Origin of the sequence: Paenibacillus sp. FSL M7-0134 (assembly GCF_038007865.1) — a bacterium.
In the GTDB taxonomy this organism is placed as follows: Bacteria; Bacillota; Bacilli; order Paenibacillales; family Paenibacillaceae; genus Paenibacillus; species Paenibacillus polymyxa_B.
Genome location: NZ_JBBOXV010000002.1, coordinates 1 through 14,767, shown reverse-complemented (window position 1 = coordinate 14,767; position 14,767 = coordinate 1). Strand labels below are relative to the sequence as shown.

Sequence of the window (14,767 nt, the reverse complement as noted above, 5' to 3'; positions counted from 1 at the left end):
TTTACTGAACGGTTACCTGTATCTTCGTCATTTTACCTGCATATTTCACAGTAATTACTGCTTTGCCCTTGCCCTGTGCCTTAATGTTACCGTCTTTGACGGTCGCAACAACAATTCTGGACGAGGACCAGACAGCCGGTTTGGAAACATCCTTCTCCGACTCATCCTTATACGTGGCTGTAGCCGTAACCTTGGCCAGCTGTCCTGCCTTCAAATTCAAAGCAACTTCGTCTGTTTGCAGATATTTAAGCGTATCAACATCCACGGGTACGCTGATTACCTTCCCGCCAAACTTCGCCTGAATGTTAGCTTTACCGTAGCTAACCGCAGTAACCTGACCCTTTTTAACAGTGGCTACCTTATAATTAGACGTTTTCCATTCAGCTTGGGCCGTAACGTCCTTTTCTTTACCATCACTCGATTTAACCACAATCGCGATGGTTTTTTGATCTCCGGATTTAAGTGACAACGCGATTGCATCCGCTTCAATCTTTTGCGCTACGTCCACTTCTACCGTAAACGTAATGTTTTGCTTGCCATATGAAGCAGTCACCGTTGCCTTACCGCTACCATTCGCTTTGATCAAACCTTCGCTAACTTCAACCACTTTTACATTGCTAGTTGTCCAGGTGGCGTCCTTGGTTACATCTGTTTTTGTACCGCCACTCTTAACTCCTGTTACTTTTAGCTGCTTCGTTTCCTGAGCACCAAGCGCAATTACACGCGAGTCTGTTTCCAGACGGTCTACAAGGCCTACTTGTACGTTAATCGTCAGTTTTTTGCCATTATAGGTCGCTGTAATAACCGCTTTACCAGCGGATTTACCCGTAATCGTTCCTTTGGACACAGAAGCAATATCTTCCGCGCTTGAAGCCCATTCTGCATCCTGTGTTACATCTTCCTTACGCCCATCCGCATAAGTAGCCGTCAAAGTTGCAGTATAGTCCTCATCAATATCAATCGTTGCCGTTTTGGAGGACAGAGACAAATCACCGGGTACATTTACGGATACCGTAGCTGTAACTGTTTTGCCACCATAAGAGGCGGTGATCGTAGCCTCACCTGTTTTATAACCCGTTACTTCTCCCGCACTGACAAAAGCGATATCTTCATTGCTGGACTTCCACTCTGCCTTACTTGTGATATCTTCTTCCGTACCTGTTACATACGTTGCGGTCAGCTTGAGCTTTTTGGATTCCTTGGCATTCAGGCTCAGCTTGTCCTCACTCAAATCCAAATATCTGGAGGTTTCGACATCTGTCTTGATCGAAACAGTCTTATCTCCATACTTAGCGGTCACCGTAGCCGAACCCGCTCCAATGGCCATAATCGTTCCCTTATTCACAGTCGCAATTTTTTCATCGCTGGATGTCCAAGTAGCTTTATCTGTGATATCCGTTACCGTCCCATCCGGGTAAACGGCAGAAACTTGTATTTTTTTAGATTCATCCAGACGGAGAAAAATATTGGATTCGCTGGCTTTCAGCTTATTCGTTTGATCGACATCTACCGAAATCGTAGCGGACATCGTGCCATATTTACCTGTAATTGTCGCCTTTCCCGCGCTGTAGCCGGTAATGGTGCCTTTCAGTACATCCGCCACAGCTGCATTGCTGGAGCTCCATTCAGCGGACTCTGTTACGTCCTGTACCGATCCATCCGGGAACGTCGCCGTAAGTTTAACCTTCTCAGTATCCTTCAGCAAAAGAGAAACCTCTGATGAACTGACATCGAGACGTTTAACCTGCTCCACCTGCACAGCAATGGTTACGGTCTGTTGACCATATACGGCCTTAATATTGGCTGTACCTGCTCCCTGAGCGGTAACCAATCCGTTAACTACTGTGGCTACCTTTTGATTATCGGAGGTCCAAGTAGCATCACCCGAAACCTGAGCTGTTGTATTATCACTGTATGTCGCTGTCAAATCAACCTGTCCTGTACCGCTTGAACGCAAGTTCAGGCTTTGTACACTGGATGTCAGCGCCTTAACCTTTTTCGTTACATGTACCTGAACCGATTGCACCTTCTCTTTATAGGTCGCAACCACGGTGGCTTCCCCTTCAGCCTTGGCCGAAACTGTACCGTTATACACAGTAGCAATAGCTGTATTATCACTTTTCCAATCCGTGCTTACGGTTACATTCGAGGTTGTCCCATCGCTAAAAACAGCAGTAGCCGTCAACGCAGCCGTATCTCCCTGCTGCAAAGTTACCTCGTTAGAGGAAAGGACAATCTTGGAAAGCACCGCATCCGCAGCAGATGCAAACCCTGCATATGATGTAAAACTTGAAATCAGGATGACCAACGCCAGAAAACCGGACCATCTATTCTTCAAAATCTAATTCCCTCCCATTCCAAAACTTAAATTAAGGATTTCGCAAAATCCTTACACCTACGTTTTATGTCGTCATATGGAAAAGAATAGTTTAGGCTTCGAAGGAAATTTGGTCCTTATTAACTAGATCATTTCTGATAAAGATTAGACATTACAATTTGTGTAGCTTCAGAGCCATAGTGAAGAGTTTACCCAACAGACCCACAACCTCGCATTTACAAACAGCTATAAGCTGCTGCGCGAACTCTCAAATGATGGTATTCTTCCATATTAGGAGCCAGTTGGTGCATATAAACGACGGAGAATTGTTCGCTTGGATCTATAGAAACCCAAGTGCCTGCTACTCCCGTCCAGCCAAATTCTCCAATAGAACTATTTGCATGCCCAGCCGCTTTATCAATTAACGTGCGCACGCCCAGTCCGTAACCATAACCTGTATGATATGAATTAGTAAAATCCAATAATTGATCTGTATTCAGATGATTGGTGCGCATTAAATCAATGGTTTTCCTCCCTAATAGCCTCACACCATCTACCATACCTCCATTCGACAGCATTTGTGAAAATGTAAGGTACTCCTTAACTGTCGAATACAGACCTGCGCCCCCACTTTCATATAGAGCATCTGGCTGATGATATTCATCCAAGAAACCCTCTATTTTTTCTAGCTCTCCGGCGTCTGTTCGTTGGTAAAAGGAGGCCATTCGCGATTCAATATCTCCACGATATCGGTAACCTGTATTGTTCATTCCAAGCGGATCAAATATTTCGTCCTTTAGGAATTGCCCTAATGATTTACCTGAAATCACTTCAATAAGACCTGCAACCAGGTCATGTCCATATCCGTATAACCAGCGTGTTCCCGGTTCAAAAGAAAGCGGAATCTCAGAAAGCGCTTTAATTTCTGTGCGCAGATCATATTTCCCCTGCTTTTCCTTTAACGTTGTAAGGACCTTTTGCATTGCCCGTCCTGTCTCTGAAGACTCGGAAGCGTAAGGAAGACCCACACTCATATTGAATATATGCTTAATTAAAATGGGTTTCTCCGCCTTATCCACATAGGTGTATCCGTTAGGAGCGGTTTTGAATACATGCGCATTACGATATTCGGGAAAATATTCATACAAAGGCTCATTCAACAAAAATTGCCCGCGTTCGTACAGCATAAGTGCAGCCGTACAGACAACAACCTTTGTCATGGAAAACAAGCGATACACTGTATCCTCAGTGATTGGCTTTCGGGCTTCCAGATCAGCATATCCATGATATCCTTCATACAACACTTGACCATTCTGGGCAATGGCACAACCGCAACCTGCTGGCCCATTTGCTACGAAATGTTTCAATAGCTGATCTACCTTGTCAAAACGAGACATATTCATCCCTCCTATTTTTCCTTCAAAAGAAACAACCTTCCCCTCGCGCTCTAATTTCCTGTTCCAACAAGCTCAGCGCGATCCCTTGTAAGCGCTTATTCCCCGCATTTATTTTAACGGTAAACTTGGTAAATACATAGATTATTTGTCATAATCAGATGGCTTTACATTAACAGCTCGGCCACCGTTTCCTTCCAGCGATGGATCACCGATTCCGGTTCCTTGAGACGGACCGTGACACCTGTCAAGATATCCGCATATTGGGCCGACTCTTCTCTGGCTGCAAAAACATGAGCCGCAAATCGCTCACGTACATGCTTGGCTTCGGGCAAAGCAGGCAGATGTTCCAGCAACAACCGCACATAATGCGCCTTCCCCCCGGTAAACACCGCAAGCGTCGCCTTCCCGGTACGAATCATGTTGCCCGTCGTGGTCGTGCCTGGCCATAGTGCCAGACGCAAATTCCCCTCGTCCAGCGCTACAACTTCGCCCACACTAATCATCGCTATGTGCGGCCACTGATCTTCCGTGACCGTCAGCAGCATCATTGCTTCATGCTGCTTGTCCTCCAGTCCCTTACCGTCCAGTAGCGTGAACAGTTCCTTACCAATCCTTGGTGTCTGCATGAAGTATAATCCCCTTTACTTTTGGCCTATAACTTCAAAGTACCATAATTTACGGCTACTTACGAACGACCCTATATCCGCTCTGGAATAGGAGGAACATGAGCAGCATTCGGAATATCTTGGGGGTTTACCTTGAACGCCGATTTATACTTTGCTGGATCAGTAATGCTATCCGGTTCTGAGGTCCGCCATGTGAACAGGCATACAGGGCACAACAAAACCTCCCAGGCGCCTTTAACTGGCGAGCGGGTAACAACTTCTGAACGATTAGATTCACAACGGGGACAAATATGCATCTGTCAGCACTCCTTTAATCTTTCTTTATTTTTAAAAATATTCAGCGAAGCATTTGGCTCAACTTTTTCTCCCATTCCGCTACACCCAACGGGGAATCGAGCGACTGCGAGTAATGTCCTCTAATATCCGGTGCTACAGGTGTCGTCGCATCCAATATCATTTTGTGCGTCATACCTGCCGGATCAGAGCCGGGGTCAAGCGGTAAAATAGACAAGCCAGGAACAATGACAGCATCATGCTTTGGATGAAGCTTGGTGGATAAAGCCCACATGACCTGCGGCAGATTGAACGGATCGACATCCTCATCCACCACAATGACCAGCTTGCAATACCCTAATCCATGCGGAGTTGTTAACGCACGCATTCCCACAGCCTTTGCAAAGCCGCCATACCGGGTTTTCGTGGAAATAATAGCGACCAGCCCATGCGTATACATGGCATTAACGGCTACGATTTCATTAGGAAAAGCATCCTTAAGCTGCTGAAACAACGGTACACTTGTATTCACACCGATCATATAATCCGTTTCCGTCCAAGGCATCCCGATGTACAGATGCTCAAAGATAGGCTGTTTGCGGTGATATACACGATTAATCTGAATGACTGGCATCGCGCGACCGCCGGAATAGTGACCTGTGAATTCACCGAATGGACCTTCATACTCACGTTCACCTGCTAACACTTCGCCTTCCAAAATGACCTCGGCTCCCCAAGGCAGATCCAGATCTGCATTCTTCGCTTTGACCACACGATAAGGCTCACCCTGAATGGCGCCCGCCATCTCATATTCGGATTGATCGTACAGCAGCGGCGTAGAAGCAGCCGTTGTAATCACAGGCTCACATCCGAGGGCAATAGCGACCTTCAGATTTTCGCCGCGCTCCTCAGCCTGACGGATATGGATCGCAATATCATGCTGTGGTACAGGCTGGATGCCCAAACGGTTCTTGCCTTTTACCTGCATCCGGTACAAACCGACATTTTGCTTACCGTAGGTGTCCGGGTCATCCAGATCGCGTGAAACTAGAATTGCTTTATCCAGATAAAACCCTCCGTCCCCCTGATTCAAACGAAACAACGGCAAAATATCAAACAAATTAATATCCTCTGTAATCTCGACTTCATGAAAAGGAGCGGTTTCTTCCCGCTTCACGGGCACCGGAAATTGTTCATAGCGTCTGGCAAATTCAAAAAACTGCTCCTTGAGCGGCGTGTTTTTGGGCATTCCCATCATGAGGGCATGATTGGGCCAGGAGCCCATCACATTCATTGCAATACGAGCATCCGTATATCCATAGATGTTGTTGAAAAAGAGAGCAGGCGTCTTATCTCCAAGATTGTTTAATGCTCTGTTAGCTGCTGCGAGGTCCGGCTCCGGCTTTACCTCATCGCTGATCGTGAGTAATTGTCCCTCCTTTTCCAAGGTGTGTAGAAAATCGCGAAAGTCTTTATAAGCCATTGTTCATTCTCCTTCGTCTTTCGATTTCTCAATTCTGGTGCAGCCTGGAGTCATTCTGCTTCATTCCATCCCAGCGTTTGGCTGCGGTTGTGACAATACCGAACTGATCCAATGCACGAAAAACAATATGATCCACTAATTCCTCGATACTTGCAGGATGATTATAAAAGGCAGGCATCGGCGGCAGGATCATCACGCCCATACGTGACAGCTCCAGCATATTTTCCAGATGGATACTGCTTAATGGTGTTTCCCTGGTCATGAGCAGCAGCTTCTTTCGCTCCTTCAGCATCACATCCGCTGATCGGGTAAGCAGGTTGTCCGCCATACCTATACGAATAGAGGCAAGGGTCTTCATGCTGCAAGGAGCGACGACCATGCCGTCTACTCGAAAGGAGCCGCTGGAAATACGCGCAGCCTGATCCTTATACGAGTAGACTGCATCCGCCATTGCCTCCACTTCCTTCACCGTGTAGCCTGTCTCATAGGGAATGTTCGCAATAGCCCACGGGGATAGCACCAGATGGCTTTGGACTCCAGCCTCTCGTAATTGTTGTAATATACGGATACCAAAGATCGACCCTGTCGCTCCCGATATTCCTACAATGATTTTCTTCATATGTCCCCTCCTTCCATCCCATCGTTTTATGTTCACCCATGCATTACTGTCAAAAATTATACGCCCGTTCCTTGCACACGAAAAATATATATAATATATGGAATACATACTTTAAAAGTATTCAAATTGAAGCGTTGTTTAGAAATAAGGAGGAATCCCAATGGACATGAAGCATCTGCATTACTTTTGCGTCATCGTGGAGGAAGGGCAAATCACCAAGGCCGCCAAAACGCTCAACATGGCCCAGCCTCCGCTGAGTCAACAACTCAAAAATATGGAGGACGAGCTTGGCGTAAAGCTGATTTACCGTGAAGGAAAGAAGTGGGAGGTAACCGAGGCCGGATATACACTGTATACACGCGCCAAGCGATTATTGGCTGAAATGGAGGACACCTGTAGAGAAATTGGGGAGTTTGAAAACAAAGTAACCGGCACACTTGCTATAGGCACGTCATCCGCCTGTATGTCTCTGATTACTGAACAACTCAGCCGCTTTCATCAGGATTTTCCAGAGGTATACGTTAAAATAGGACACGGAGACACACATCATCTGGAAGAACTGCTGTACCAAAATAAAGTGGATCTGGCCCTGCTGCTGCTTCCGGTAGATGACAAATCGTACCATACGATTGAACTGGAGGGCGTTTCTTTTGTTGCGGTTCTTCCGTGTGAATGGGCAGATCGCCATCCCAGTGGGGAAATTACATTACAGGAAGCTGCCAGCTATGACCTCTTGTTGGGACGCCGAACAGAAGGACACGGACTATACGAAACCGTCATCCGCAAATTTCAGGAACACCATCTTATTCCGCGCGTCGTACTGGACTGTCCTGAAATATCGACCATTCTCTCACTCGTTTCCACAGGCATGGGAATTACTATCATTCCAGACGCTGGCTTGGGACAAGAATACGGGGACAGATTTCGCACACTCTCCATTAAGGAGCCATTCCCCTTCACACGGCCTGCCGTCGTATGGCGCAAGGATCGTTATTTATCCAATGCAGCTCGCAAATTTGTTGAACTGCTACAAGCTGGAGACACGAAAAAGACTGCTCCCGAGTAGATGCTCTACCGCTCTACTCCTGAAACAGTCTGATGCTTGAAGAACTTCCTTCATTCGGTCGTTGATACCGCCTTATTTGACTCCCTGATGTCTATACTCGGTTGGAGTCATTCCACATTTGCGCCGGAATACCTGTGTAAAATGCCTCATATCCTGATAGCCGATCCGCTCTGAAATATCAGCCAGTCGCAGATGAGGATCACTGAGCAGCCGCTTCGCCTCCTCCATACGCAAGCAAATGACGTAATCCTTGTAGCCTTGTCCCGTCTTTTGCTTGAATAACTGGCTGAAATACACCGGATTCAAAAATACGATTGAAGCCACCTTCTCCAGCGACAGCTCCTCTGTAAAGTGAGCCCGAATGTATTGCAATGCCACATCTACCGTATGCATTCCTTTGCGGAGACATTCTCCTGTATCCGCTGCTGCGGCTGCAATCTCCTCTGGCGTACGTCTTAGTCGCGCCACCTCTTCAGGTATGGAGGCAAAATTGTGATGAACACCCGAACGTGTAATTTGTAGGGGCACCTTCACATAACGCTTCAAATGGGATTCGAGCAACGTCTCTAGCCGTGCGGCCTCTGCCTCATCTCTTACCCTTGCAATGCCCAGCAGACTATGGCGGTCTAGACTGACGACAAAGCCGCTGCCTCCTGCCTCAATGAGCTCGGACAGTACATTTTCAATCATAAAATGCTCCAGATGTGTCTGCTTGTGATCAGGTTCCATGCGAACCATGAAGAGATGGAATTCCGGATAATTTTCGACAAAAGGCTGTATATCCAGCTTGCCCGTATCCAGTCCAAGGGCATAGCGTTGGAAAACGGCTTCACGCAAATAAACCATATTGGATTTGAGAAGTCTACCCTCGTTCGCCTGCTGCGAGGCCACAAGCGCTTCGGCTGCCAGTATTTCAATGCACTCCAGCAGCTTTTTTTTACCAATCGGCTTTAACAGGTAGTCTTTGGCACCCAGCTTTACTGCTCTTTGTGCATATTGGAAGTCGGAATGGGCCGAGATGACAACCCACTGCAGATGAGGATGCTTTCGCTTAGAAATACGCATGAATTCCAGACCATCCATACCGGGCATCAGGATATCAGTTAATACAATATCTACAGGATGCTCCGCCAGAATGCCTGCTGCCTCCTCGGTGGAAGCAGCGAGATGAATGCCGCAGGTTGGTAGAGCTTGGCCAATGGTACGCCGAATCCCCTGCCGAATCATATTTTCATCGTCAGCTATCAGAATATTCATGTTTCTCCTCCTTCTGTGGCAGAGGCACACTTACAGTGGCTGTTGTTCCGGCCCCAGGTGCGCTAGAGATCCGTAGGCCGTACTCTTCTCCGAACATGTGCCGTAGCCGTAAATTTAGGTTTTGCAGGCCGATGCCTCCCGCCTGCCCGCTGCCCGCCTGTTTGCCGGGTTCTGCCAAAGCGACCTGGACCACCTCCCATCGTTCGTACTCCATCCCTGCACCGTTGTCGATGATGTGCAGGCTCAATACACCGTCATATTCCTCCGCTCTGACGAGCAGCTTGCCACCTGTATCCGCATGAAGAGGCTCCAGTCCGTGCTTCACTGCATTTTCAATCAATGGCTGTAAGGTCATTTTCGGCAGGCGGATATCCATCCATCGTTCATCAATGCTAATGTCTACAGATACCCTACCCTCCAGCCGAGTTTGAATAATGGTGAGATAGTGCCCAACCTGCTCCACTTCTTCACGAAGGCTTACATCGGCCCCCTCTTCCCAATGGCTGCTGTAACGGAACATATGGGATAAGGAGAGAACCACCTCTCCGAGCTGATCTTGTCCCTTTTCATCCAGCATCCAATAGATCATATCCAGCGTATTATACAGAAAATGTGGATTGACCTGCGTCTGTAGCGCGTGCAGCTCCGCATTTTTTTCACTGACCGATGATATACGCACCAGCTCGATTAGCTCTGCAATCCGTCTTACCATATGGTTAAAAGAGGTAGCTAGTTGATTGATTTCTTCATAGGATTTGGTGTTTACCGTATGACGGAAATTTCCTGTCTCTACCCGCTTCATTTCCCGAATGACTCGCTTGAGTGGAAGGGAAATGCCTCTGGAGACGATAGATGCAATTAACGCCGACACAATAATAAGTATAGGTGCCACGATAAATAAGTACCTTTGATTTTGCACCAACTCCACGTTCAGATCCTCACTAGGTGTCACACTAATCACAGACCAGTCGGCAAACGGCAACTTGGAAGCGATTACAACTCTTTCATTACTTCGATTTACAATAACATCCTCCTCCGGTACCTGCTGCTCTAGATTTTGCAAATCCGGTGGCGGATCAGAGGAAGTGGCCGACACAATTCGATTTTCATGACCCAACAAATATACCTGACTATTGGTGCCTAACCGCAAATTGTGGAGAGCGGACAAAACAGAACGCGGCTCAGCCTCAAACAGGACAATACCAATCGGCTTGTGTTCATCCAGATCATAGAGCTGCCGTCCAAACGCAAACACGGGTCTGGTTTCCACCTGATCAATGACAGAGTGAGGATACACGCCCAGCCATGCAATTTTGCCCGCCGACTTTCGAATTTCCTTATACCATTCCGTATGTTCGTAATGAGTATCAATGACATTCATATAATTGCCATAGTTATATACCTTGCCTGTGTCTGTGATGACATGGATGCCAATCAGATCCTCACGCGAATAATAGATAGCGCCCAGAATATTCGTAATCGTACGTTCGTTGATGTAATTGACAGCAGGTAAATCACTACTATCCGTCGTCAACAGACGAACCAAATCCATATTGTTGCTGATCGATTTGGAGAGACTGTTATAGCTGCCGAGTAGCAATTCGAACAGGCCTGCCGTCTGGGATACATTTTTACGCGCCAGCTCGCTGACCTTATCATGGAACTGCACCGTAGTACGGTTGTAAAATAATAGACTGACCGCCAGCACAATGCCGGACATGCTCAACAGGAACAGAACAAACAAGCGGTATTGAATGGATTGAAAACGGCGCAGCATACCTCCGTGCGCTCCTTTCGCATCGGCCGCCTATCCTTTAACCGCTCCCGCAACCATGCCCTTGGTGATATTTTCGGACAGAACAAAATAAATAATAATGACCGGTAAGGCACCCATGACTAGAAAAGCACCAATATTACCGTAGTTCACAGAATACTGGCTGACGAACGTATATACGCCGAAAGGGAGAGTTTTGAGCTTCTCGGACGAGATAAAGGTGGCAGCCATAATGTATTCATTCCAGATGTTAATGAAAGTTAAAATACATACCGTCATGATAGGCGGAATCGAGATGGGTAAGATTACACTGCGGAAAATACGATAAATGCTTGCTCCGTCAATGTAAGCGGATTCTTCAATTTCGTGGGGAATGGACCGCATAAAGCCGGATAGGATGAAGACCGCAATCGGTGTCTGAAAAGCAATGTAGGGTAAAATCAGTGAGAAATACGTATTCAGAATATGGACGTTTTTAAACATCACCATCAGCGGCAGCAGCGTAGCTTGCATCGGGATCATCATCCCGATCAAAAACAAAGTCAGCACAACAGCCCCGAAGCGCCAACGAAAACGTGTAATCGCATAAGCAGTCATCGAGCTTAATAAAATGACGAAAATCATCGTAACCCCGGTCACCAGTACACTGTTTCCTAAATAACGCAAGTAGCTCCCTGATTCATAGGCTTCCTGATAGTTGTGCCACTGAGGCACTTGAGGGAGTGCAAAGAAGCTTGAGCTCAATATCTCTTCATTCGTCTTCAACGAATAGGTCAGCAGCCAAAAGAGTGGATACAGCTGCGTGACAATTAAGATTGCCAATAAGGAAAAGACTCCCGTTTTTTTTAAGGCATTCAACAGTTCCATCTCCTTTAGCTTACCTTATTTTCGATTCGTTTGAAAACAAAATTTATCACAATTGTAAATGACAAGCAAATCACTACGAGAATTGAAGCTAATGCGCTGCCATATCCGTATTTCATCGATAAAAAGGACATATTGTACATATACGTAGATACTGTATCCGTTGCATGAGCTGGTCCTCCACCCGTCATCACCCAGATCAAATCAAATGATTGCAGGGAGCCGATAAATGCTAATACAATTGATATCTTGAAAATAGGTACAATGAGCGGCAGCGTAATATAGCGGTCTGCTTTAAATCCTTCAGCTCCATCAATTTTAGCTGCTTCGTACAGCTCATTCGGTATATTTTGCACCCCGGTAAACTGGATAAGCAAATGATAGCCAAAATACTGCCACAACGATACAAAATAGAGGGCGTACATCGCTATCTGCGGTTCCGTCAGCCATGAGCGCGTCCAGCTTTCCAGCCCAATCGCCAGCAAAATACCGTTCAGCATTCCACCCATCGAAGCTGGATTATAGATCGTCTTCCACAGCTGCCCGATAATGACCACCGATAGAATAACCGGCAGAAAATACATCGTAACCAGCGTATTGGCCTTACGCACATAACGATTAAGCAAGATCGCCAGCAACAGACAGAACGGAATTTCCAGCATGGAAAACACAGCGAACATCATAGTCCGTTTCACGGACGGCCAGAACACTGAATCTGCTGTAAAAATCCGTTCAAAATTAGCCAGCCCCACGAACTTTGCCTCGGCGATTCCGTTCCAATCCAGCAATCCGCAATACACCGACACCAGAATCGGAACAAATACCATACAGGTATACAACAACAGGCAGGGTAGCACGAAAACGGCAATGGTACGTGCTGGCACCTTCAGTACATTCATGCTCTAATCTCCTTTGTGTTGATTCTGAACATCTTCTGAGGATGCACAACCTACATGATTTCCAATCAGGGAAGGAGCACTCTGCCCCCTCCCTAGTGTCAGCTACTTCAGGATTTTGCAAAATTCGATTCCAGTCGCTCCAAAGTGCAATATCTAGACGAACTAGGCCATTTCGATCTATATATTGTTCATTGGGAGTCGCTTATTGGATTTTTGCAAAATCCTCACTTATTTATTCGCTTCAAAAGTGTTCTGATGTTCCTTGGCAACTTGTGCAGAGTCTTCTTTTTGCACGAACAGGTTTTGAATGCTACTCAGATGCGCCTGCGCAATAGCCGGATTCATCGTATTATCAAAAGCGAGATCGCCCCCTTTTACATTCTTGAACAGCTCATTAAGACTAATCGCTAACTCGGAGTAGCCCGCTTCCTTCAGATCACCTTTCATTTTCTGACCACTGCCAATCGCATTTTTCAGATCAAACTGAATTTTGGGCATCTCCGTAATAAAATAGTGCAGAAAATCCTTCGTCTCCTGTAAATGTTCACTGTTCGCAGATACCGCAAATGCGCTGCCCGGCGCAATTACATACTCATTCACATCACCCTTGCCATTCACCGTAGGGAATTGAAACGCTCCTACCTTACCCGCTACCGAAGAAGCATCAATAGACCCCGTTTCCCATGTACCCATGATATACATCGCGGCTTTTCCAGTTTTAAAAATATTACCACCTGCATTGTAGTCAATAGATGTAGCTCCATCCGGGAAAGCTCCTGCCTGCACCAATTCCTGAAATGCATCCACCGCTTCCACAAAAGCTGGGTCGTTAAACGTCTTTTTACCGTCCAGTACATCATTGAGAAAATTCGGCCCTTCATTTGTACGCAACAAAATATTCATAAAAAGGAGGGAACCCGTCCATGAATCCTTTTCCCCAATGGCAATCGGAGTAATTCCCTTCGCCTTCAACGTCTTGACCGTCGTAATCAGCTCGTCAAAGGTGGTCGGCAACTTCTGGATTCCCGCCTGCTTGAACAGTTCTTTATTGTAAAACACCACTTCTATATTGTTACCGTCCGGAAAAGCATAGAGCTTATCGTCGAAGCTATAGTAATTAAGAAGTCCATTCTGAAACGTATCTTTTAACCCCTCTTTATCAGCCACATCGTTTAATGGAGCCAGCAGCCCAGCATCTACGAATGGCTTCATCTGTGCAGCCGGGTTTACAATCGTGATATCAGGTACTTCCTTCGCCGCTGCCTGTGTTTTCAGCTTAAGCTTTTGTTGATCTGTATTTAGCGAATCCAATTCAATTTTGACATGAGGATGATCCTGCTCGTATTGACCTACAATTTGCTTAATCATTTTGTACGAAGGGGTGCTCGGATCAGGATTAATGTTCTGAAAGGTAATCGTAACATCTTTCGTTGCGGTGCCTCTGCTCGGTTCTCCTGAATTTCCCGGACTTGCGCTTTGTCCGTTATTACAAGCTGCCAGCGTCAATGCCAAGGCGCTCGCCATCACAATGGCAAACGCTTTCATTTTTGTTCTGCTCATGGTCTTTTTCCTCCTCTTGTTGAAGCATTGCGCAATTTGCCCTCCTTATTGGTGGACACTCAATGCCCGCTTGTTCTTTTCATTATGTTCCATAGAAAAGACGTGAACAATGCGTGAACTTAAGGAGAAGGGTTTGTTTTTTCAAGCCCTCATTTGCGTGCTTCAAAATTCATTCATATCATAACTTGCAATTTATCTAGAACACAGGCATAATATGAATAAGATCATAGTTTGATAATGATTATCATTATTAAATGATAAATACACATAGACTTTAAAGGAGGCAGGACCGCAGTGAAAGAAACTTTTAATAAAACCTCCCTGCATATTGATGATTATTTGGATCTTCTCAATCTTGCCGTACAAGTCGGAGATACAAAGTGGCAAAAAGAAATTACCCGTAAACTTCAAGCCTTGAGTGTCCTTCAGACAGAACAGGTTGAAATAGATTAACTTCCCCAGTTAATACTGTCCTCAGTTAAAAATGCTGACTAAGCACCACTATACAAAGGACAACCAGGATACCATACAACTTTTGACCGAATCCACGATAATGATCTTTCATGTGAATGATAAATGAATCGGTTATAGGAAAAAGAGCACAGCCCGTTAAGGCTGTGCTCTTTTATCTT

Annotated in this window: 13 protein-coding genes; 2 read left to right on the top strand and 11 right to left on the bottom strand. The window is 46.1% G+C overall.

Going from position 1 to position 14,767, the window contains the following annotated elements:
* Nucleotide 1: 1 nt before the first annotated feature.
* The 6 genes from NSQ58_RS15820 to NSQ58_RS15795 all read right to left on the bottom strand — a co-directional run bounded on the left by NSQ58_RS15820 (nucleotide 2) and on the right by NSQ58_RS15795 (nucleotide 6,715).
* The gene (locus NSQ58_RS15820) at nucleotides 2-2,338 is read right to left on the bottom strand and encodes an Ig-like domain-containing protein (protein WP_068941007.1); all 2,337 of its coding nucleotides are present in this window, start codon (nucleotides 2,336-2,338) and stop codon (nucleotides 2-4) included.
* Between the two features lie 215 nt (nucleotides 2,339-2,553).
* Complete coding sequence (locus tag NSQ58_RS15815) at nucleotides 2,554-3,714, bottom strand: serine hydrolase domain-containing protein (protein WP_341057832.1); 1,161 nt, start codon at nucleotides 3,712-3,714, stop codon at nucleotides 2,554-2,556.
* 164 nt (nucleotides 3,715-3,878) lie between these two features.
* Nucleotides 3,879-4,340 carry a pyridoxamine 5'-phosphate oxidase family protein gene (locus tag NSQ58_RS15810; protein ID WP_341057831.1) on the bottom strand — a complete coding sequence of 154 codons (462 nt, stop codon included), beginning with the start codon at nucleotides 4,338-4,340 and terminating at the stop codon, nucleotides 3,879-3,881.
* Nucleotides 4,341-4,411: 71 nt separating this feature from the next.
* Nucleotides 4,412-4,636: a non-oxidative hydroxyarylic acid decarboxylases subunit D gene (locus tag NSQ58_RS15805; RefSeq protein ID WP_028541239.1), complete on the bottom strand. Its 225-nt coding sequence runs from the start codon at nucleotides 4,634-4,636 to the stop codon at nucleotides 4,412-4,414.
* Between the two features lie 41 nt (nucleotides 4,637-4,677).
* A complete protein-coding gene (locus NSQ58_RS15800) occupies nucleotides 4,678-6,096 on the bottom strand; it encodes a non-oxidative hydroxyarylic acid decarboxylases subunit C (RefSeq protein ID WP_028541240.1) in 1,419 nt (472 codons plus the stop codon).
* 28 nt (nucleotides 6,097-6,124) lie between these two features.
* On the bottom strand, nucleotides 6,125-6,715 hold the full coding sequence (locus NSQ58_RS15795; protein ID WP_023986667.1) for a flavin prenyltransferase UbiX: 591 nt from the start codon (nucleotides 6,713-6,715) through the stop codon (nucleotides 6,125-6,127).
* Between the two features lie 160 nt (nucleotides 6,716-6,875).
* Between NSQ58_RS15795 and NSQ58_RS15790 the strand changes: the two genes are divergently transcribed.
* Nucleotides 6,876-7,781 carry a LysR family transcriptional regulator gene (locus tag NSQ58_RS15790; RefSeq protein ID WP_341057830.1) on the top strand — a complete coding sequence of 302 codons (906 nt, stop codon included), beginning with the start codon at nucleotides 6,876-6,878 and terminating at the stop codon, nucleotides 7,779-7,781.
* Nucleotides 7,782-7,853: 72 nt separating this feature from the next.
* Here NSQ58_RS15790 and NSQ58_RS15785 read toward each other — a convergent pair whose 3' ends face one another.
* From NSQ58_RS15785 to NSQ58_RS15765, 5 genes are all read right to left on the bottom strand, one after another.
* Nucleotides 7,854-9,038, bottom strand: a complete 1,185-nt coding sequence (locus NSQ58_RS15785; protein WP_028541242.1) for a response regulator — start codon at nucleotides 9,036-9,038, stop codon at nucleotides 7,854-7,856.
* Entirely contained in the window at nucleotides 9,019-10,815 is a 1,797-nt protein-coding gene (locus NSQ58_RS15780; protein ID WP_023986664.1) for a sensor histidine kinase, read from the bottom strand. The genes NSQ58_RS15785 and NSQ58_RS15780 overlap by 20 nt, the downstream gene beginning before the upstream one ends.
* A 30-nt stretch (nucleotides 10,816-10,845) precedes the next feature.
* The gene (locus NSQ58_RS15775; RefSeq protein ID WP_013308419.1) at nucleotides 10,846-11,679 is read right to left on the bottom strand and encodes a carbohydrate ABC transporter permease; all 834 of its coding nucleotides are present in this window, start codon (nucleotides 11,677-11,679) and stop codon (nucleotides 10,846-10,848) included.
* A gap of 5 nt (nucleotides 11,680-11,684) precedes the next feature.
* Nucleotides 11,685-12,575, bottom strand: a complete 891-nt coding sequence (locus NSQ58_RS15770; RefSeq protein WP_023986662.1) for a carbohydrate ABC transporter permease — start codon at nucleotides 12,573-12,575, stop codon at nucleotides 11,685-11,687.
* 228 nt (nucleotides 12,576-12,803) lie between these two features.
* A complete protein-coding gene (locus tag NSQ58_RS15765; protein ID WP_023986661.1) occupies nucleotides 12,804-14,135 on the bottom strand; it encodes an extracellular solute-binding protein in 1,332 nt (443 codons plus the stop codon).
* Between the two features lie 294 nt (nucleotides 14,136-14,429).
* Between NSQ58_RS15765 and NSQ58_RS15760 the strand changes: the two genes are divergently transcribed.
* Nucleotides 14,430-14,588 carry a hypothetical protein gene (locus NSQ58_RS15760; protein WP_179085475.1) on the top strand — a complete coding sequence of 53 codons (159 nt, stop codon included), beginning with the start codon at nucleotides 14,430-14,432 and terminating at the stop codon, nucleotides 14,586-14,588.
* Nucleotides 14,589-14,767 lie beyond the last annotated feature (179 nt).

Bases quoted from the DNA above. Each gene is read 5' to 3' on its own strand.
- NSQ58_RS15805 (WP_028541239.1), bottom strand. From the start codon at position 4,636: ATGCATATTTGTCCCCGTTGTGAATCTAATCGTTCAGAAGTTGTTACC.
- NSQ58_RS15775 (WP_013308419.1), bottom strand. From the start codon at position 11,679: ATGGAACTGTTGAATGCCTTAAAAAAAACGGGAGTCTTTTCCTTATTG.
- NSQ58_RS15780 (WP_023986664.1), bottom strand. From the start codon at position 10,815: ATGCTGCGCCGTTTTCAATCCATTCAATACCGCTTGTTTGTTCTGTTC.
- NSQ58_RS15815 (WP_341057832.1), bottom strand. From the start codon at position 3,714: ATGTCTCGTTTTGACAAGGTAGATCAGCTATTGAAACATTTCGTAGCA.
- NSQ58_RS15790 (WP_341057830.1), top strand. From the start codon at position 6,876: ATGGACATGAAGCATCTGCATTACTTTTGCGTCATCGTGGAGGAAGGG.
- NSQ58_RS15795 (WP_023986667.1), bottom strand. From the start codon at position 6,715: ATGAAGAAAATCATTGTAGGAATATCGGGAGCGACAGGGTCGATCTTT.
- NSQ58_RS15800 (WP_028541240.1), bottom strand. From the start codon at position 6,096: ATGGCTTATAAAGACTTTCGCGATTTTCTACACACCTTGGAAAAGGAG.
- NSQ58_RS15785 (WP_028541242.1), bottom strand. From the start codon at position 9,038: ATGAATATTCTGATAGCTGACGATGAAAATATGATTCGGCAGGGGATT.
- NSQ58_RS15810 (WP_341057831.1), bottom strand. From the start codon at position 4,340: ATGCAGACACCAAGGATTGGTAAGGAACTGTTCACGCTACTGGACGGT.
- NSQ58_RS15770 (WP_023986662.1), bottom strand. From the start codon at position 12,575: ATGAATGTACTGAAGGTGCCAGCACGTACCATTGCCGTTTTCGTGCTA.
- NSQ58_RS15765 (WP_023986661.1), bottom strand. From the start codon at position 14,135: ATGAGCAGAACAAAAATGAAAGCGTTTGCCATTGTGATGGCGAGCGCC.